The organism is Bifidobacterium sp. W8104 (genome assembly GCF_016100735.1).
Classification (GTDB): domain Bacteria; phylum Actinomycetota; class Actinomycetes; order Actinomycetales; family Bifidobacteriaceae; genus Bombiscardovia; species Bombiscardovia choladohabitans.
Map to the genome: position 1 here is coordinate 285350 of NZ_JACFRW010000001.1, position 18731 is coordinate 304080.

An 18731-nucleotide genomic window follows, 5' to 3' on the forward strand; every position below is an offset into this window, starting at 1 on the left:
TACGTGAGCGCTAAGACGCGACTTCGGGCACGCCCCCTAAAAACCCCTGTGGTCCCGCCCGGACTCGAACCGGGGACATCCACCGTGTAAAGGTGGCGCTCTAACCAACTGAGCCACGGGACCAGCACACTACCTTAGCAGAATACACGGTGACAAGGCTGCACGGTGCGGCTATAATCCACTAGGAATTCGCGGGCCTTGTCCGCAAAAGAAGAGAAACACACCATATTCACCATATAAGAGGGGGTTCGGATTGTCACAGACAGTCGATACAGGCAGTGGCAGGAAGACCAACCGCACCCTGGTGACGGTGGCGGTCTTCATCGCCACTTTCATGACGGCCATCGAGGGGACCATCGTCTCCACCGCCATGCCCACCATCATCGGGGACCTGCATGGGCTGTCCATCATGAACTGGGTCTACTCCATCTATCTGCTCATGACGGCGGTCACCACGCCCATCTACGGCAAGCTTTCGGACCGCTTCGGCCGCAAGCCCCTGCTGACCATCGGCCTGCTGGTCTTCGTAATAGGGTCCACCCTGTGCGCACTCTCCCAGTCCATGCCCCAGCTGATCGGCGCCCGTTTTCTGCAGGGCCTGGGGGCAGGCGCCATCCAGCCGCTGACCTACACGGTCCTGGCCGACATCTACCCCCTGGACAAGCGGGCGGGCATGATCGGCCTGAACGGCTCGGCCTGGGGCATCGCCTCCATCATCGCCCCCCTCTTGGGAGGCTTCATCGTCCAGCAGATAAGCTGGCACTGGGTCTTCGCCATCAACGTGCCCATCGGGCTGCTGGTCATCATCATGATCCAGATCTTCCTGAGCGAGCATATCCAGGCGCGTGAAACTCGCGTCGACTACATCGGCATCGGGCTGCTCAGCGTCTGCCTGATCTGCCTGATGCTCTGCCTGCAGAGCCTGGGATCGGCTGGCGATACGCGGATCACCCTGGTCCTGGCTGCGGCCACCGTGGTCACCTTTGCCCTGCTTCTTCATGTGGAGGGCCGCCAGGAGGATCCCATCCTGCCCCTGCGCCTCTTCCGCATCAGGACCTTCGTCATTCAGAACATCTGCATGCTCCTGGTGGCCGGATTCCTCATGGGCTTCGACACCTACATGCCCATCTGGATGCAGTCTGTTCTGGGGATGAATCCCTCCCTGGGCGGCTTTGTGGTCACCCCCTCCTCGATTCTTTGGCTCCTGGGCGCCTACCTGGCCGGACCGCTGACCATGCACCACCCGCCGCACCGGGCCACCAACATCGGTCTGGCCTTCATCCTGACGGCCTGCATCTGCTACATAGCCGTCCCCCAGGCCACCGCCTACTGGGTCTTCCTGGTCATCTCCGCCGTGGTGGGCTTCGGCTTCGGCCTGACCATCACCACCTCGACCATCACCGCCCAGAGCGTGGTGCCAGCCGGCGATGTAGGCGCCTCGACCAGCTTCAACACTCTGGCCCGTTCCCTGGGGCAGACCCTGATGGTCTCCATCTTCGGCATCGTCATGAACACGGTCATCGCCCGCGAGGTGCCCCAGCATAAGGGACTGACCGAGGACATGATGAACAGCATGATCAACCCGGCTACGGCAGGGAGCATCCCCTCACGCCTGTTGGGCCCGGCCCGCACCATCGTCTTCGACGGCCTGCATTGGATCTTCCTGGTGGGCCTGGTCATCCTGATCGTGGCCTTGGTGGCCAACCTCTGCGACATCCGCTCGCGCACCCTGCTGGCCGAATACCAGAACAAGGCCACGACGGTGGCTCCTGCCATTGCTGAGAAGGGCGAGCAGTAAAGGCCTCTGACCAGACGGATTCCTTCGGGAATTCCCCTTGAATGACAATGAGGTGGTAGGGGCATCGGTTGACCCTGATCCCCCACCACCTCGTTGAGTGGCGCTTATGCAACCAGAAGTCTCACTTGCCCTTGCCGAAAGCCCGCAGCTGGGTGGCGTTCCAATCCTTGCTGACGGTGGTGGGCATCAGGGCGTTCATGCCCGCGGTCTTGGCCGCGTTGGAGACGACCCCCGGCGCCGAAGCTCCGGGCCTGCCGGGTTTGGGGGTCAGCACCCAGAAAGGTGCGCCCTCGTTGACCATGGCCGAGGCATCCATGATGGTATCCGCCAGATCGTCCTCGGCATCCCCGTCCCGCCACCAGATGATGACCCCATCCACGGCTGCGTCATAGTCCTCGTCCACCAGCTCTTCGCCGGTCAGATCCTCGATCCTGGTCCGGATTCCGTCATCGACATCATCGTCCCACATCCATTCCTGAACGATATCTCCGGGATGAAAACCGAACTCTTCCGCTGTATAGGTTGTAGTCTCAGCCACGGCTTCAGCATAACAAGACTGCCGGAATTCACCAATTGCACCGGCCTTGTCTTACCTGCCTTTGGTGGCCGTGCAGCGTGGCAGCCCATCCCCCTGGCCATGGCCGATGGCCACCAGGGCCTTGTAGGCCTCATCCAAGGTGGATACCCGCACATCGCGCAGCCCCTGTGGCACATGGCCTGCAACCTGGGGGCAGTTGGCCTCCGGGGCCAGGAACCAGGTGGCGCCGTCCCGCCTGGCGCCCAGCATCTTCAACTGGATGCCGCCGATGGCACCGACCCGTCCCTTCTGATCCATGGTGCCGGTTCCGGCGATGGTCAGACCGCCGGTCTCCTGCTCCGGGGTGATCTTGTCGATGGCCCCCAGAGTGTACATGAGTCCGGCCGAGGGACCTCCGATGTCGGCCACCCTCATGCTGAATTGCAGGCCTGATACGTCATATCCACGAGCCTTGAGGAAGGCCAGAGCCTGGGCCGAGGCAGCCTTCTGGGAACCGTGCATATCGCCCTGCTCCTGACGCTTGTATTCCTCCACGCTCTGTCCGGGAGGGACTACGGCCTCCTGGGGAAGCACCGTGGCGTGGGGGTCGACCCAGCCCACCAAGGCATCCAGATTTGAGGCCGGATAGCCGGGGATTCCGCGGGCATTGACCGTGGTCATCAGCAGGCGGCCCTTGTCATGGTGGACCTGACCGCCCCTGACCCTGATGACCGGTGAGCCTTTTGAACTTCCCAGCACGTCCTGGGTGGGCCCGGGCGTCTCGATGGTATAAGGCGAGGGGAGGAAAAGAACCAAGATGGCCAGAATGACCAGAAGACCGCCGACCAGCATTTTGCGGGTGGGTCCGCCAAGCTTCCCGATTTGCCTTTCGGGTGCGCCTGTGGCGCAGTGATCCGATTTCCCGTGCGGAAGTGTCATAGCTCCAATATTATGGTTGATGAAGACGATAATCCCGGCAGACGTCAACCTTGATGGCGGACGACCTGCCTTGGCGAGGACTGGAATCAAAGCAATGGACGAGAATGCAATCCACCAATGGCTCATCGAGTGCTTCGGCCCGGTGCAGGGCGAGCTGGCCTGGAGTCAGTTCTCACAGCTGCCTGAGTCCATCCGCTCCCAGATGGCGGCCCAGGGAGCCGATCAGCTGCCCAAACCCTCCGAGGTCCAGGCTCTGATCCAGGCCTTCACGGCCGGGGGGCTGAACACCCCTGCCGATATGCAGGCCCAGGCTGACCAGGGTCCCATCAACGTTGCACTGGCCAAGAACATCGCCTTGGGACGCACCAGGGCCGACCAGTCCGATACCACAATCACAGCCGAGGACAGCGACCGGGTGGCCCGGGTCATGAGCGAAGCCAACCTCTGGCTGGACACCGTCTGCGCCTTCGACCCCGCCCCGGGCCAGACCGAAGCCCTGACCCGCGCCGGATGGATCGAGGGCAGCATAGACGCCTGGGTCCAGTTCGCCTCGCCGGTGGCCCAGGCGGTCAGCGAAGCCCTGACCTCCGTCATAAGCCAACGTTTCCAAGGCTTCGATCAGGGCGAGATCTCAGGAATGTTCGCCGGACCTGTGCCCATTCCCCTGCCCGACAACCTCAAGGATCCGACCACCCTGTTGAGGCTGCTGGGGAACACCTCCTTTGCCATGCAGCTGGGGCAGGCCGCCGGAGAGCTGGCCAAGGAGGTCCGCGGAGGATTCGACCAGGGCATACCGTTGCTGAAAAACCCCGCCGGAGCCCTCATTCCACAGAACATCAAGGCCTACGCCAAATCCTTGGAGCTGGATCTGGACGAGGTCACCCGCTACATGGCCCTCAAGGAGGCCGCCCACGCCCGGCTCTACGCCGCCGTCCCCTGGCTGATGCCGCGCTTCGAGGCACTGATCGGCAAGTACGCCCGGGGAGTATCCATCGACCTGGATGCCGTGGAGGACCAGCTGCGCGACGCTGAGCAAATCAACCCCGAATCCATCGCCGGTGCCATCAACCTCAGCAACGTAGGCATCGAAGACACCCCTGAGCAGAAGGAGGCCCTGCACAGCCTGGGCGACCTGCTGGCCCTGGTCGACGGCTGGGTGGATTGCGTGGTCTGGAACGCCGGCATGGCCCACCTGCCCCATCTGGAGCAGCTGCGGGAGATGACCCGACGCGAGCGTGCCGTGGGAGGGCCGGCCGAGCAGACCTTCGAGTCCCTGCTGGGCCTGCATCTCCATCCCAAGCGGTTGCGCGAGGCCGCCGACCTTTGGGGGCGCATCACCGCTGAAGAGGGCGTCCAGGGCCGTGACGACCACTGGTCCCATCCGGATCTGCTGCCTTCCCTGCCTGTCAAAGCGGAAGCCGACGAGGGTGGAGCATCGACCTCTGCGGAGGGGCAATCCGAGCACAAGGCCGACACTCCCGCCACATCGGTGGACTGGGATGCCGAGCTGGACAAACTGCTGAACGCCGAGGAAACGGATTCCTCTGCCGATCCGACCACCCCTGCAGACTCCGACGTTTCCAATGACCAGGAGCATTCAGATCACGAAGCTCCGGGCAACCAGAAGAGCGCCGGCAACGATTCCAAGGACACCGATGACGGTCACCCGGATCAGAACGCTTCAGACAAGGGTGATTCGGACAACCACCAAGACTGAATCGCATCCCCTCTGTCCCGAGTTCCCAGGGCCCGGGGATAGCACTCAGCGGTGAATGAACCGGCTGGGGGCCCGTCGGACGAAGGCACTCCCGTCCTTGTGCTCCGCGTAGGAAAGGTGGAGGGTGTCCTCGGCCCGGGTCACTCCTACATACATGAGGCGGCGCTCCTCCTCCAGGGCATCCCCCTCGGGCGGTGAACCAAAAGGAATCAGCCCCTCGGCACAGCCCACGATGAAGACATGGGCGAACTCCAACCCCTTGGCGGCATGAATGGTGGAGACCGTGACCCTTCCCTGACCCATGCCGCCCTCCAGCTGCTCCAGCACCTCCTGCTTGCTCAGATCGACCGACTGGTTCTGCCATCCTGACTCAGTGCGGACCCGGTAGCCGATCTCGCGTTCGTGCAGGGCACGGCAAATCAGGGTCTGTTGGGCGTTGATCCGCGTCAGAATCGCAAATCGACCGGGCCGTGCACCCTTCCGGATCATGGAGGATATCCGGGAGGCCACGGCCCCAGCTTCATCAGCATCGTCCTCATAACGTGTCATCGCGACTCTGCTGCCCTCCTGACGGGCCGAGGTCAGCTTCAGATAGTCGTCCCGTACTGGCGAGCGCGCCAGAATGCCGTTGGCGTAGTGAACCACCCTTCCCGTGGACCGGTAGTCGGTGGAAAGGTCCAGGTCGGCCTTGATGCCGGGGAATTCCTGGGGGAAGTTCAGCAGGTAGTAGGAAGTGGCCCCGGCGAAAGAGTAGATGGTCTGGGCCGGGTCCCCCACCACACACAGGTTCTGCCTGCCGTTGAGCCAGAGCTTGAGCAACCGGTGCTGCAGGGGCGAGACATCCTGGTACTCGTCCACGGTCAGCCAGCCGATTCGGTCTCTAATGTCGGCAGCAGCCTGGCCGCCTTCCTGCAATATGTGACAGACCAGCAGAAGAATATCGTTGAAGTCCATCTGATTATGGGCGGCCTTGGAGTTCTCGAAGACCGTGTACAGGTCGGCCATCCGATCAGCCTCCAGACCGGCAGGCGGCAGACGGTGGCTGGCCGCGCAGACCCGAACGTAGTCCTGGGGAGCGATCAGCCCCACCTTGGCCCAGTTGATCTCCGCAGTCAGGTCCCTGACCTGGCCCGGGTCGGCCTCCTGCCCGCAGACCCGCTGGTAGGAGGAGGACACCAGGGGCCCCACATCCTCGATCAGATCAGGAGGATAGGTTTCGCTGACCTGGGGCCAAACCCGCCTGAGCTGATGCAGGGCCGCCGAGTGAAAGGTCGCCGCCTGCAGGGAGGCCGACACGCCAAGCTTGGTCAGCCGATCGCGCATTTCTGCCGCGGCACGCACCGAGAAGGTCACTGCCAAGGTTCTGGAGGGCTCCCAGCTGCCGCTGGCGCAGGCATAGGCCATCCGTCGGGTGATGGTCCTGGTCTTGCCAGCCCCGGCCCCCGCGACGATCCGCACAGGCCCTTCAAGCACTGTAGCCGCCTGCCGCTGGGCGGGATCCAGACCCTCCAGCAATCGTTCCTCATCCTCATGCACACCCCCATTGTGTCAAAGGCCGGTACCGAAAGCAGCGGCGGCGTGCCCATGTGGTCAAGTGGACAACCGTATTCACAACGGTCCTTGTATTATCCTTGAGAATGTGACTGAACGAACGAAGCTGACCCTGGCCGCCCTGGCGTCGGCTGCCATGCCCGAGGTGCCCATGACCGGCGCGCGGGACTGCGACCAGCTCAGCAGTCTGGATCGTGCACAGGGCGTGGACTGCGCCGTGGTCCAGGACGCGACCGGCAACGTCTACGACGTCTGGGCCACCAGCTCGGAAGCCGGCAAGCGTCGGCTGGCCGCTCGGGTCAAGGCGGCTCAGGCCCTGGCCGACGCCAAGGAGATGGCGGCCATGGGCTTCCGAGTCGAGCGCATCCTGGCCTACCAGCCCGGCGAGAGGGCGGACAGTCCGACCGGCACCACAGCTGTTGCCGTCATGACCCACTGCCCAGGCCGAATCCGCCCCCTCCACCTGCTGACCATGAACGAATGCACCGCCGCAGGTACAGCCATCGGCGCCATCCATCGGGTTCGCCCTGATTTTCTGAAGACCCACGGCTATCCGGCCTTCTCCACCGCCCAAATCGCGGCCCAACTGCGGGGATGGATCAAGCGGCTGCGCATGGACGGCCATGTGCCCAAGGAAATCACCAATTCGTGGGCATCCATCGTATCGACCGACGGACTCTGGTCCTTTGAAACCTGCACCGTGCACGGAGGCTTCTCGGACGGCGATCTGCTCTATACAGGCTCCGGACTCAGCGGCGTCTACGGCTGGCAGGATATGCAGATCAACGATCCTGCCCGTGACCTGGCCTGGATTTTCGCCAAGCTGGACGGGTCCCGCCGCAATGCAGTCATCGCAGCCTATGGCAGGATGATGGGGGCTCGGCTGGACGACCTGATCATGCTCCGGGCCAATCTCTGGCTGCAGATGGAGCAGGTGGGCGACTTCATCACCGCCCTGGATCATGCGGACAACGAGCGCATCATCCAATTCAAGGCCCAGGTGGAGCGTCTGGCCCAACAGCTGGGCGACCACGAGCAGGATCAACGCGCCCGTCGGCAGCAGAATACGCCCAGTCCGTCACCCGCTGGCGCACCCTCCACAATCACCGTGGGCACCCTGCTGGGCGACGATAATGCTGAAGACCCCTCTGCTTCCAAGGTACAGGAGAACCCGGCACCGGAGCCGGACCCCGCCTCGACGAATGCCTCGGATGAGAACTCGGCCACCATCGCCATCAACAGGGTGGAAATGGCTGACCTGGCTCTGGCCCAGACCGCCATGGACCACTCCGATGCCAGGAACAAACCCATCAGACAGTCCCGGAGCACAGACACAGACGCCGACGATCAATCCAAGCCACCGACTGTTCCTCCCCTTGCCCAGGAGGAGGCATCAGGCCTGAGCGATCACTTCCGCGGCATCGGCAACCCAGCCACCAGTGACGAGGATGCGGATGGCGAAACGAATCCAAAGGCTGCGGTAATCGGCTCGTCCGCAGACCCGTCCGGAGACGACCAGCCCTCGAACACCCCTGTGCCGGGAGAAGCCGCTCCCCAGCCGCATGATGCCCCACCAGCTCAAGCCCTGGCAAGCGATCAGGCAGAGACCATCATCCTTCCCAGAAAACCCCAGCCCGAGCAGACCCCCACGCTCACAGCAGACGGGCAGGCATCGGCATCCCCGTCGGAAACCGTGTCTTCCCAGGAGGAACATCAGGGAGACGCTTAGAGCGTAATCACCTGGGTCAGCGAATAATGAGACCGGAAGATCCGCGGACCGGCAGGTCTGGGCGACGGAGAACAACCTTGGAGGTAGCAATGGATATCGAATTCGGCATCAAGAATGTGGCCCGCACGGTCAACTTCAGCACCAATGCCAAGGCGGACGAGGTGGCTGCCCACATCACCCAGGCCCTGAACGAGGGCGGACCCATCGACCTGGTGGACGACAAGGGTCGGCACATCATTGTCCCCAAGGAGTCCCTGGGCTACGCAGTGGTCGGTTCCGACACCACCCATCCGGTGGGCTTCGGCGTTCTGGGAGGCTCCGCCGACTGAGGCTGTGATCGCCTGACGGGGGCGGCCGGATCCTTGTGGTCCGACCGCCCCCCATCCATATCGGTTAACCCTTCCAGGCCACAGGACGGCTCCCCCGGGCCCTGGCCACGATTCGGGCCACCACGTCGCCACTGGTGCTGTTCTCCCCCATGCGATTGGGCTTGCCTTGGCCGTGCCAATCCGATCCTCCGGTGACCAGCAACCCCCAGCGTTGGGCCAGGGCCAGCAGCCGTCGACGTTGCTCAGGAGGATTGTCCCGATGCCAGACCTCCAGGCCTCCCAGACCCTCCCTGGCCAACGCGGCGATCTGTTGGTCGGGGAGCAGGACGGGATTGCGGCTGACGGCACCGGGGTGGGCGATGACCAGGACGCCGCCTGCATGGTTGACCGCTTCAAGCACCTGATGGGTGGTCGGCGAGGGCGTAGGCAGGTAGTAAGCGCTTCCGGAGGAGCAGACCCCGGCGAAGGCCTGACTCCGGTCGGCATAGACACCGGCCTTGACCAGGGCATCGGCGATATGCGGACGCCCCACCGTGGTCTTCGACCCCTCCTTGACCTGGTCCAGCACATCCTGCCAGGTGATCGGATAATCCCGGGAGATCAGCTCCACCATGGTCCTGGTCCTGGTCAGCCTGGCCTCCCTGGTCTTGGCGAAGAGCCCGGCGATGACCGGATCCTCCGGATCATAGAGGTAGGCCAGCATGTGGACCGAGACACTGCCGTCCTGAGCGGTGATTTCGGTGCCCGGCAGCAGGGGCATCCCCAGCTCTTGTGCCGCCTGTCGGGCCTCATCCCAGCCGGCATTGGTGTCATGGTCGGTGATGGCCAGACCGTCCAAACCCAACTGCTGCGCCTGCTCGACCATCCCCCGGGGCGTCACGGTTCCGTCGGAGAACACAGTGTGGCAGTGCAGGTCCCAGCCGGAGACCGTGGCAGTATCCTCATGCGTCATGCCTCCATCCTAAACTCGTGAACGCGTTCCCGTCTCAGAGAACCTTCCCGACCATTGAGGTGATGGACCCCATGAGCGAACCGACCTCGTCAACCCCTTCCAGCTATCTGATTGCCGCCTTGGCCTCGCTCGCAGCGCTCTACGCCAGCCTGGTCCTGTCAGCGGAAACCCTTCAGCTGGCACGTCACCCCCAGGGCCAGCTCAGCTGTGACATCAACTCGGTGGTCTCCTGCTCTGCCGTGGCCCAGTCCCCCCAGGCCGAGCTGATTCGCCTGGGCACGCTGCCGGTCCCCAATGCCTTTCTGGGACTGATTGCCGAGTCCGTCTTCCTGACGCTGGCCGTGGTGGGCCTGTGCCGGATCAGGATGCCCGCGCTGTTGGCGGCTGGGACCTGGCTGGCCTCGGTCGCCGCCCTGGCCTATGCGCTCTGGCTGTTCACCCAGTCGCTCTTCGTCATCCACGCCCTCTGCCCTTGGTGCCTGGTCATGACCTTCGCCACCAGCCTGCAATTCATGGCCTTCAGCCACGCCACGGTGACCCAGCAGGGTCTTCCGCGCAAGAGGTCGGGATGGCTGCAGATCTACTACCAGCGGCACTTCGATCTGATGGTCGACCTAATCTGGCTGGTCGCATTGGCAACCATCGTCCTGGCTGTGGAGGGATCCGCCCTCTTCGGCTGATCAGCAGCCGGGAACATGCTCCAGGGTCAGACGGGCGACCATTCTGGCCGGTCCTGTCAGCCAGACATCCTGCGAATCCACGTCCACTCTCAGACGGCCCCCACCCACCTGGATGGTCCAGTGATCGACCCCGGTCAGGGCACGTAGCAGCACGCCGCTGGCGCACAGACCGGTCCCGCAGGACAGGGTCTCCCCGACGCCACGCTCATAGACCCTCATCGTGGCCCGCCCGCCGCCATGCTCATCATCCAGGGCATCCAGACGCAGAAACTCCACATTCTGCCCTTCATCCAACCCAGGCCTGACCCGCGGCGGGATCGACAGGTCCAGATCACCCAGGGCAGGCAGATCAGCCCTGGCCAGCAGGTCGGTCACCGTCCCGGGCAGCCCACCGGCCTCCGATTCAGCAGCGACCGAGTTCAGAACGACTGCGTGAGGATTGCCCATATCCACCATGGTGCCTGGAGCAGAGCCACCCAGTGCCCCGCCGTCGACCAGCTGGTCCCCTACCGGTCCCATCCACCAGGCCCCGACCTTGACCTTGAACACATGCTCGCCATCGTTCTTCATCGGACTGCGCGACACGATTCGCTTGACCCCGGCCCGGGTCCCCAGCAGGAAGGAGGAGCCCTCCATGGTCGGGGTCAGCCCCTGCTTCTGGGCGAAGAGTGTGACGGCCCGCGTCCCGTTGCCACACATCTGGGCCAAGGAACCGTCCGCGTTACGGTAGTCCATGAACCACTGGCAGCCGAAACGGTCGCAGGTATCCACCTGCTCCTGGCTCAGGTCGCTGACATCGGCCGGATGGGTCAGCCGGATGACCCCGTCGGCTCCGACCCCGAAATGCCGGTCGCACAGCCATCGCACCTGGTCGGCCGTGGGCTCCAGATCCCCCCGGGGATCGGCGTAGACCACGAAATCGTTGCCGGTGGCTTGCATTTTGTATACAGTCCGGGGAATACTCATGCTTGTAGCGTACGGCCCTTCGGCGACAGGCTAGGCTGGTTTTTCGGCTGCGAAAGGAGCGGATCACATGGCATCAGATGCACCAATCGGGATCTTCGACTCCGGGCTCGGCGGTCTGAGCGTCACCGCAGCCATCCGTAACCTCCTTCCTCAGGAAAATCTGCTCTATTTCGGCGATTCCGCATACGCCCCCTACGGCACCAAGGAACCGGCCCAGATCGCCCAGCGCTGCCAGCTCATCGGCGACCGGTTCATGGACCAGGGTGTCAAGGCCTTGGTCATCGCCTGCAACACCGCCACCAGCGTCTGTGTGGATCAGATGCGCCAACGCTACCCGATCCCGGTGATCGGCATGGAGCCGGCCCTGAAACTGGCCTGCACGCGCGGCGGAGGCCGACCCCAGCGGGTTCTGGTCACCGCCACCCCGCTGACCTTGAAGGAGGCCAAGTTCTCGCGCCTGATGGCACGGTTCTCCGGCAGGCACACCATTCTGACCCAGCCCTGCCCAGACCTGGTGACCATCGTGGAGTCTGACAGGCTGAATGACCAGGCCCTGGTCGACGCCACCCTGCATCGTTATTTGGACCCCTATGATTTGCAGAATTTGGATGCTTTGGTTCTGGGCTGCACCCACTTCGTCTTCTTCCGCCAGTCCATCGCCCGCATCTGCCCGCCGGACCTGGCACTGATCGACGGCAACCCGGGAACAGCCCGCCACCTCAAGGATCTGCTGGCCCAAGCCGATGCCCTCAACCCGGGCCCCGGCCCCGGAAGAGTGCAGATCGCCAACTCTGACACCTCACCAGCCATGCTGGATCTGTCCAAGCGGCTGCTGGCCTCCTGCCGCCCCTGAACGGCTTGTCCAATGTTCACGCATAAGCTGTCATCAAGCGCGAATATCTGTCAGGAATCGAGGTGCCCATGGCACGCAAAAGAACAGCCGTCATCGACGTAGGCGGCGGCTACAGGTCCATCTTCGGCGCCGGCGTCTTCGACCGCTGCATGGAGCAGGGCATCACCTTCGATCACTGCTACGGGGTCTCGGCCGGCAGTGCCAATCTGGCTTCATTCCTGTCGGGCCAGCTCAGGCGCTGCTACCGCTTCTACACTGTGTATTCCTCCCGCAAGGAGTACGCGAGCGTGAGCAACTTCCTGACCAAGCACACCTTCGTCGACCTGGACTACGTCTATGGCAAACTGTCGGCCCACGACGGGGAATGCCCGCTGGATTACCAGGCTCTGAAGGCCAACCCGGCCCTGTTCACCGTAGTGGCCTGCAGGGCCACCGACGGATCCACCGTCTACTTCGACAAGTCCGACCTGGCCCAGGACAACTATGACGTCCTCAAGGCCTCTTCCACTGTGCCAGTAGCCAATAAGCCCTATATGATCGATTGCGTGCCCTATCTGGACGGCGGCATCGCCGACCCGGTCCCGGTCCGCAAGGCCATGGACGAGGGCTATGAACGCATCGTCCTGGTCCTGACGCGCCAGAGGGATATTCTGCGCGAGCAGAAGAAGGATGTCCTGCCGGCCCGAATCCTGGCCAGGACCTATCCGGCGGCCGCCGAGCGTCTTATGGAGCGCTACCGCACCTACAACGACGAGGTGGCCCTGGCCAAACAAGCCGAGAAGGAGGGCCAGGTACTCATCCTGGCCCCGGACAGTCTGTGCGGGCTGACCACGCTGAGCAAGTCTCTCAGGGGACTCAACGCCATGTACGACAAGGGCTATCGGGCTGCCGAGGCTATAGCCGACTTCCTGGAAAGCTGAACAAGACCTTACAGAACCGGTGTCCCGGTCCCGCCCTCTGTACCCGCATTCCTGCGGCCGTGCCGGGGATCCGCACTGCCCTGGGTGCTCTGGGCGGTCATCAGCGCTGCGGTCATCTGGTTGAAGAGCTCGTTATACCCGCCGGGGGTTGACGCAGGCAGGACCAGGGTCTTGGCATTGCCGGACTCCGCCAGCGAGCGCATCACATCCAGATACTGATTGAAGAGCACCACATTGTTGACGGCATCGATATCCATGCCCACGGCCCGCAGGCTGTTGATCTGGTCCACAATGCCGTTGGCGATCTCCCGCCGGTAGTTGGCCTGGCCCTCGCCCTGCATCCTGGTCTTCTCCGCATCGGCCCTGGCCTGGGTCTCGATTTCGATCCGACGGGCCTCGGCACGCTCCTTGGTGGCCTCCTTCTCGCGCTGGGCAGCGTTGATGGAGTCCATGGCCTGCTTGACCTGGGTGGAGGGGTCGATGGCGGTGACCAGGGTCTTGATGACCGAGAAACCAAAGCGCTGCATCTCCTGGCCCACGGTCTTCTGCACGTCGGAGGCGATGTCGTCCTTGCGGGCGAAGGCATCGTCCAGGCTCAGGGCGGGAATGGCCGACCTGAGGGCGTCCTCCATGTAGGAGCGCAGCTGGCCTGCCGGGTCGACCAGCTCGTAGTAGGCCGTGGACACGTTGGCCGCCTCCACCCGGAACTGTGCGGAGACCTCCACGGTGACGAAGACGTTGTCCTTGGTCTTGGTCTCCAGCTTGACGTTCAACTGGTTGACCCTCAGGTTGGTCTTGGCGGCTATACGGTCAACCAGGGGGATCTTGGCGTGGATGCCCGCCAGCGCCACCCGGTGGTACTTGCCGAAGCGCTCGATGACGTCCGCCTGCTGCTGGGGCACTACGAAAATCCCCAGGAGGAAGATGATCAGCGCCAGAACCAGCACGGCGATCACGATGGCGATGCCTAGATGCATGAGTGTTCTCCTTCGAGCTTAAACCCTTGGATGCCGGACCTGGAAACCGCACCATTCCGGCCTTTCCTCTCATCACCATACATGAAGGACCCGTCTGAATAATCGGTCGGGGCGCACAAGCCGTAATAGACTCGGCTTAACAAGCCTTCAACCCGAAAGGATGAACATGGCAAAACTACGCGGCATCGACGCCGAAATCTTCCCCCTGGTCCTGGGTGGCAACACCTTCGGATGGACCAGCGATGAATCCACGTCTGACCAGGTCCTGGACGCCTACACGGCAGCCGGAGGCAACCTGATCGACACAGCTGACGTCTATTCGGCCTGGGCCCCCGGCCACTCCGGCGGCGAGTCCGAGATCGTCCTGGGCCGCTGGCTGGCCAAGAACGGCAACCGCAACAAGGTCCTGGTGGCTACCAAAGTCAGCCAGCACCCCCAGTACTCAGGTCTTTCGGCCAAGAACATCGAAGCCGCCGCCGATGCCTCCCTGCTCAGGCTGGGCCTGGATGTGATTGACCTCTACTATGCCCACTTCGACGACAGCTCCACCCCCTTGGAGGAAACTGCGGCAGCCTTCGACAAGCTGGTCAAGGAGGGCAAGGTCCGGGCCATCGGTCTGTCCAACTACACCCCGGACCGGATCCGCGAGTGGTTCAGCATCGCACGCAAGGAGGGCCTGACCCTGCCGGTGGCCCTGGAGCCCCAGTACAACCTGGTCTACCGCAAGGACTATGAGGGTGGCCTCATGCAGGTCGCCAAGGACGAGGATCTGGCGGTCTTCCCCTACTTCTCGCTGGCTTCGGGCTTCCTGACAGGCAAGTACCGGACCATGGACGACCTCAAGGGGAAGAAGCGCGAGGGCATGGTCAAGGACTTCTTTACACAGGAGGGACTGGACGTGGTCGCCGCCATGGACGGCATCGCCAAGGCCCACGGGGTCGAACTGGCCACCGTCGCCCTGGCCTGGCTCAACCACAGGCCTGGGATTGCAGCCCCGATCGCCTCTGCACGCACCCCCGAGCAGCTGCCTGCCCTCCTGGATGCTGCCCATCTGGAACTGAGCGACCAGGATATGCAGACCCTGGACCAGGTCAGCGACAAGGTCAAGAGCTGATCAGCAACCGGCACTCCATCGCAATATTGCCAGCCGCACGGCCAAGCGTGGCGCAGACGAGCACCTAGCCAGACAGGTCGTATGAAAAAGGGCTTCCATCTCCTATCAGATGGAAGCCCTTTTTATGCAATTATGATCAGGCTTTGACCAGGTCGACCTGCGGCTGGTCCAGATTGCCGGAATTGACGGTCAGGCTGGTGGCCAGGGTCTCTCGGGCGATCAGATCGCTGAACTGCCGGGCCTTGGGGGCATCCTCACCAGGCAGGGTCAGGGTCAGCCGAATCCGGTCGGCAATGTCCAGCCCGGCGGTCTTCCGGGCATCCTGAACCTGGCGGATCAGATCCCTGGCGTAGCCCTCGGCCAGGAGGTCGTCGTCCAGCTGGGTGTCGAGGATGACGAAGCCGCCGGTGGGCAGGGCTGCGGAGGCTGACCGGTCGGCCTGGGAGCCGTCCTCCTGCTCGATCCGGTTGTCCAGCTCGTATTCGCCCGGCTCCAGGGCCACCGGTCCGTCGGGTGTAGTGACGACCACATGGCCATCCTGCTCTGACCAGTCGCCCTGCTTGGAGGCCCGGATGACGAACTGGACCTGCTTGCCCAGTCGGGGTCCGGCAGCCCGGGCATTGACCTTGAGATCGTGGATGATCCGCAGACCGTGCTGACCGGCCTGGTCCAGGGTGCAGAACTCCACATCCTTGATGTTGAGCTCGGACTTGAGCACGTCCACATAGGGACGGGCCGCGTCGGGGTCACGGACCACCACGGTCAGCCGGGACAAGGGCTGGCGGACGCGGATCTGCTCGGCCTTGCGCAGGGCCAGGGTGGCCGAAACCACCTCACGGACCTTCTCCATGGCAGCTACCAGGGCAGGATCGTCACGCAGGACCAGCCCAAGTTCGGTCTCCTGCCCGGTGGTCTCATCGGCCAGGAAGGGCCAGTCGGCCAGATGGACCGACTCGCCGCCTGTCAGCCCCCGCCAGATCTGCTCGGCCTCCATGGGCGCCAAGGGGGCCAAAACGCGGGCGAAGGCCTCCAGGACCGTGTAGAGGGTGTCGAAGGCCTGGTGATCCTCGCCCCAGAAGCGGTCGCGGTTGTTGCGGATGTACCAGTTGGTCAGCACATCGATGAAGTCGGTCACCGCATCACAGGCCTCCGAGATGGCGAAGTCGTCCAGGGCCTTCTGCACCGACTGGATCAGCCGCCGGGTCCGTGCCAGCAGGAAGCGGTCCATCTCCGGCAGGTCGGCCACACGCTCCGGTGCCAGCGCCTGGGCCTGGTAGCCGGCGCCCTTGTTGGCCGCGTTGGCGTAGAGCGTGTAGAAGCAGTAGGAGCTCCAGACCGGCAGCATGACCTGACGGACCGTGTCGCGGATGCCATCGGCGGTGACGACCAGGTTGCCGCCGCGCAGGATGGAAGAGCTCATCAGGAACCAGCGCATGGCATCGGATCCGTACTTGTCGAAGACCTCGTTCACATCCGGGTAGTTGCGCAGGTGCTTGCTCATCTTCTGGCCGTCGGAACCCAGGACGATGCCATGGCAGATCACGTTCTTGAAGGCCGGCCGGTCGAAGAGGGCCGTGGACATGATGTGCATGGTGTAGAACCAGCCGCGGGTCTGACCGATGTACTCCACCACAAAATCACAGGGATCCCTGTCCTCGAAGTACTGCTTGTTCTCGAAGGGATAGTGGAACTGGGCGAAGGGCATGGATCCCGACTCGAACCAGCAGTCCAGCACATCGGTGATCCTGTGCATGGTGGACTTGCCGGTCGGGTCGTCCGGGTTGGGCCTGGTCAGTTGGTCGATCCAGGGCCGATGCATGTTGATCTGTCCCTTGTCATCGGTCGGGTAGCGGCCGAAGTCCTTCTTGAGCTCATCCAGGGACCCGTAGACATCCACCCGGGGGTACTTGGGATCGTCCGAGACCCAGACCGGGATAGGCGAGCCCCAGAACCTGTTGCGGGAGATGGACCAGTCACGGGCGTTGGCCAGCCACTTGCCGAACTGGCCGTCCTTGACGTTTCCGGGGATCCAGTTGATCTGCTGGTTGAGTTCCATCAGACGGTCCTTGATCTTCGTCACGGAGACGAACCAGCTGGAGACCGGCTTGTAGATCAGCGGTGTGCCACAGCGCCAGCAGTGGGGATAGGAGTGGACGTAGCTCTTCTCCTGGAAGAGGATGGCCCGGTGCTCGGCAGGGATCTGTGCCAGGGGGCCGTCGCCTGCGCGCAGGTTGCGCACGATGGGCATGTTGGCCTCGAAGGCCTGCATGCCCTGGTAGTCAGGGCACTGCGCGGTGAAGACGGCCCCGGCATCGAGGACGTCCACGCTGCGGATGCCCTTGGCGTTCAGGGTGTTCATATCGTCCTCGCCATAGGGAGCCTGGTGGACCAGGCCGGTGCCTTCCACGGTGTCCACGTAGTCGGCCGTATAGATGGTATAGGCGTTGGGACCGGGGGTGCCGCCCTCGGATTCGGCCTGCTCCCCGGCGAAGTAGGGGAAGACCGGCCAGTACCGCCAGCCCTCCATCTCTGACCCTTTGAGGGTGCGGACCACCTGGTAGCCCTCCCCCAGCTGCTTGGCGTAGTCGCCCAGACGGGCCGTGGCGATGTAGAAGCGCTTGCCGGCGAAGGGCCCGGACACCGGGCTGACCTCCGAGTACTCGATGTCGGCGCCGACCACGATGGCCAGGTTGGTGGGGACGGTCCAGGGGGTGGTGGTCCAGAAGACCGCATAGGCGTCCTCGTCCCTGAGCTTGACGGCCACGGAGACGGTGGTGTCCTGCCGGTCCTGATAGACATCGGCATCCATGCGCAGCTCATGGTTGGACAGCGGGGTCTGGTCCTTCCAGCAGTAGGGCAGCACCCGGTAGCCCTCGTAGGCCAGACCCTTCTCGTAGAGGGTCTTGAAGGCCCACATGACCGACTCCATGTAGGAGACGTCCAGGGTCTTGTATCCGTGGTCGAAGTCCACCCAGCGGGCCTGACGGTGGACGTAGTCCTTCCACTCACTGGTGTACTTGAGCACCGAGGCGCGGCAGGCGTCATTGAACTTCTCGATGCCCATCTGCTCGATCTGATCCACGCTGTCGATGCCCAGCTCGCGCTGGGCCTCCAGTTCGGCGGGCAGGCCGTGGGTGTCCCAGCCGAAGACCCTCTTGACCTTGTGGCCCTTCATGGTCTGGTAGCGGGGAATGACATCCTTGACATAGCCGGTCAGCAGGTGCCCGTAGTGGGGCAGGCCGTTGGCGAAGGGCGGGCCGTCGAAGAAGACGAACTCATTGTCGGCATGGTCGCCGGACGGTCGGCGGTCCACCGACTTGTTGAAGGTGTCGTCCTGATCCCAATAGTCCAGGACGGACTCCTCCATATGGGGGAAGGAGGGATTGGGCGTCACCTTGGCCAGAGCCGGGTCCACCACCGCCTTGGGATAGACTTCGCCGTCCCGATTTGTCGCATCTGAGGTATCAGTGGTCTGATTCACCGTTCACGCTCCTCGCTGGTCGTTCATGTCGCCATGTCGAGGACGAGGGACCCATGGGGCCCACCGCGGTACCACCTCGCTTGCCCGGCCAATGACCCGCGCCGGACCGCTTGAACTGGGCTGTGCGGGCCCACCCGTCGGTTCTACTGAGGACCGCCGCAGGCGATCCCGTTCTTCCGAGGGCTCCCCGCTGATGACGGATCAAGGC

The 18731-nt window shown here is 63.5% G+C and carries 15 protein-coding genes and 1 tRNA gene; 8 read left to right on the forward strand and 8 right to left on the reverse strand.

The features are described 5' to 3' along the window. Positions 1-49 precede the first annotated feature (49 nt). A tRNA-Val gene (locus tag H3U89_RS01155) sits at positions 50-123 on the reverse strand. A gap of 130 nt (positions 124-253) precedes the next feature. Here H3U89_RS01155 and H3U89_RS01160 point away from each other — a divergent pair. Further along, positions 254-1798, forward strand: coding sequence for an MDR family MFS transporter (locus H3U89_RS01160; RefSeq protein ID WP_198176720.1), 1545 nt, complete (start codon positions 254-256; stop codon positions 1796-1798). Positions 1799-1919: 121 nt separating this feature from the next. On the opposite strand, the gene H3U89_RS01165 is transcribed toward H3U89_RS01160, so the two are convergent. Beyond that, on the reverse strand, positions 1920-2336 hold the full coding sequence (locus H3U89_RS01165) for a DUF3052 domain-containing protein (RefSeq protein ID WP_198176721.1): 417 nt from the start codon (positions 2334-2336) through the stop codon (positions 1920-1922). Positions 2337-2387: 51 nt separating this feature from the next. Next, on the reverse strand, positions 2388-3254 hold the full coding sequence (locus tag H3U89_RS01170) for a S16 family serine protease (RefSeq protein ID WP_198178961.1): 867 nt from the start codon (positions 3252-3254) through the stop codon (positions 2388-2390). Positions 3255-3348: 94 nt separating this feature from the next. Here H3U89_RS01170 and H3U89_RS01175 point away from each other — a divergent pair, with 94 nt between their 5' ends. Next, entirely contained in the window at positions 3349-4971 is a 1623-nt protein-coding gene (locus tag H3U89_RS01175; protein ID WP_198178959.1) for a zinc-dependent metalloprotease, read from the forward strand. Between the two features lie 45 nt (positions 4972-5016). Here H3U89_RS01175 and H3U89_RS01180 read toward each other — a convergent pair whose 3' ends face one another. After that, entirely contained in the window at positions 5017-6507 is a 1491-nt protein-coding gene (locus tag H3U89_RS01180) for an ATP-dependent helicase (protein WP_332460519.1), read from the reverse strand. A 103-nt stretch (positions 6508-6610) separates the two neighbouring features. On the opposite strand from H3U89_RS01180, the gene H3U89_RS01185 reads away from it, so the two are divergent. After that, on the forward strand, positions 6611-8251 hold the full coding sequence (locus tag H3U89_RS01185; protein ID WP_198178957.1) for a phosphotransferase family protein: 1641 nt from the start codon (positions 6611-6613) through the stop codon (positions 8249-8251). Positions 8252-8340: 89 nt separating this feature from the next. Beyond that, positions 8341-8580 (forward strand): DUF3107 domain-containing protein, encoded by a 240-nt coding sequence (locus H3U89_RS01190; RefSeq protein WP_198178955.1) that lies wholly within the window; start codon positions 8341-8343, stop codon positions 8578-8580. Between the two features lie 64 nt (positions 8581-8644). Here H3U89_RS01190 and H3U89_RS01195 read toward each other — a convergent pair whose 3' ends face one another. Beyond that, positions 8645-9532 (reverse strand): PHP domain-containing protein, encoded by an 888-nt coding sequence (locus H3U89_RS01195; RefSeq protein WP_198178953.1) that lies wholly within the window; start codon positions 9530-9532, stop codon positions 8645-8647. A gap of 71 nt (positions 9533-9603) precedes the next feature. Here H3U89_RS01195 and H3U89_RS01200 point away from each other — a divergent pair, with 71 nt between their 5' ends. Next, positions 9604-10212: a vitamin K epoxide reductase family protein gene (locus tag H3U89_RS01200; protein WP_198178951.1), complete on the forward strand. Its 609-nt coding sequence runs from the start codon at positions 9604-9606 to the stop codon at positions 10210-10212. On the opposite strand, the gene dapF is transcribed toward H3U89_RS01200, so the two are convergent. Next, entirely contained in the window at positions 10213-11178 is a 966-nt protein-coding gene (gene dapF / locus H3U89_RS01205; protein ID WP_198178949.1) for a diaminopimelate epimerase, read from the reverse strand. It lies immediately after the preceding gene. Positions 11179-11245: 67 nt separating this feature from the next. On the opposite strand from dapF, the gene murI reads away from it, so the two are divergent. Beyond that, the gene (gene murI, locus H3U89_RS01210) at positions 11246-12031 is read left to right on the forward strand and encodes a glutamate racemase (protein ID WP_198178947.1); all 786 of its coding nucleotides are present in this window, start codon (positions 11246-11248) and stop codon (positions 12029-12031) included. Positions 12032-12099: 68 nt separating this feature from the next. Further along, the gene (locus tag H3U89_RS01215; RefSeq protein WP_198178945.1) at positions 12100-12951 is read left to right on the forward strand and encodes a patatin-like phospholipase family protein; all 852 of its coding nucleotides are present in this window, start codon (positions 12100-12102) and stop codon (positions 12949-12951) included. Between the two features lie 8 nt (positions 12952-12959). On the opposite strand, the gene H3U89_RS01220 is transcribed toward H3U89_RS01215, so the two are convergent. Then, a complete protein-coding gene (locus H3U89_RS01220; protein WP_198176730.1) occupies positions 12960-13928 on the reverse strand; it encodes an SPFH domain-containing protein in 969 nt (322 codons plus the stop codon). A 166-nt stretch (positions 13929-14094) separates the two neighbouring features. Here H3U89_RS01220 and H3U89_RS01225 point away from each other — a divergent pair, with 166 nt between their 5' ends. After that, a complete protein-coding gene (locus H3U89_RS01225) occupies positions 14095-15042 on the forward strand; it encodes an aldo/keto reductase (RefSeq protein WP_198178943.1) in 948 nt (315 codons plus the stop codon). A 136-nt stretch (positions 15043-15178) separates the two neighbouring features. Here the strand turns inward: H3U89_RS01225 and ileS are convergent, their stop codons facing one another. Continuing rightward, positions 15179-18523 carry a mupirocin-resistant isoleucine--tRNA ligase gene (gene ileS / locus H3U89_RS01230; protein ID WP_198178941.1) on the reverse strand — a complete coding sequence of 1115 codons (3345 nt, stop codon included), beginning with the start codon at positions 18521-18523 and terminating at the stop codon, positions 15179-15181. Positions 18524-18731 lie beyond the last annotated feature (208 nt).

What these genes read in the sequence shown, in the direction of transcription:
- H3U89_RS01170 (WP_198178961.1), bottom strand. Translation starts at nt 3,254, where the DNA reads ATGACACTTCCGCACGGGAAATCGGATCACTGCGCCACAGGCGCACCC.
- H3U89_RS01175 (WP_198178959.1), top strand. Translation starts at nt 3,349, where the DNA reads ATGGACGAGAATGCAATCCACCAATGGCTCATCGAGTGCTTCGGCCCG.
- H3U89_RS01190 (WP_198178955.1), top strand. Translation starts at nt 8,341, where the DNA reads ATGGATATCGAATTCGGCATCAAGAATGTGGCCCGCACGGTCAACTTC.
- H3U89_RS01195 (WP_198178953.1), bottom strand. Translation starts at nt 9,532, where the DNA reads ATGACGCATGAGGATACTGCCACGGTCTCCGGCTGGGACCTGCACTGC.
- H3U89_RS01200 (WP_198178951.1), top strand. Translation starts at nt 9,604, where the DNA reads ATGAGCGAACCGACCTCGTCAACCCCTTCCAGCTATCTGATTGCCGCC.
- dapF (WP_198178949.1), bottom strand. Translation starts at nt 11,178, where the DNA reads ATGAGTATTCCCCGGACTGTATACAAAATGCAAGCCACCGGCAACGAT.
- murI (WP_198178947.1), top strand. Translation starts at nt 11,246, where the DNA reads ATGGCATCAGATGCACCAATCGGGATCTTCGACTCCGGGCTCGGCGGT.
- H3U89_RS01215 (WP_198178945.1), top strand. Translation starts at nt 12,100, where the DNA reads ATGGCACGCAAAAGAACAGCCGTCATCGACGTAGGCGGCGGCTACAGG.
- H3U89_RS01220 (WP_198176730.1), bottom strand. Translation starts at nt 13,928, where the DNA reads ATGCATCTAGGCATCGCCATCGTGATCGCCGTGCTGGTTCTGGCGCTG.
- H3U89_RS01225 (WP_198178943.1), top strand. Translation starts at nt 14,095, where the DNA reads ATGGCAAAACTACGCGGCATCGACGCCGAAATCTTCCCCCTGGTCCTG.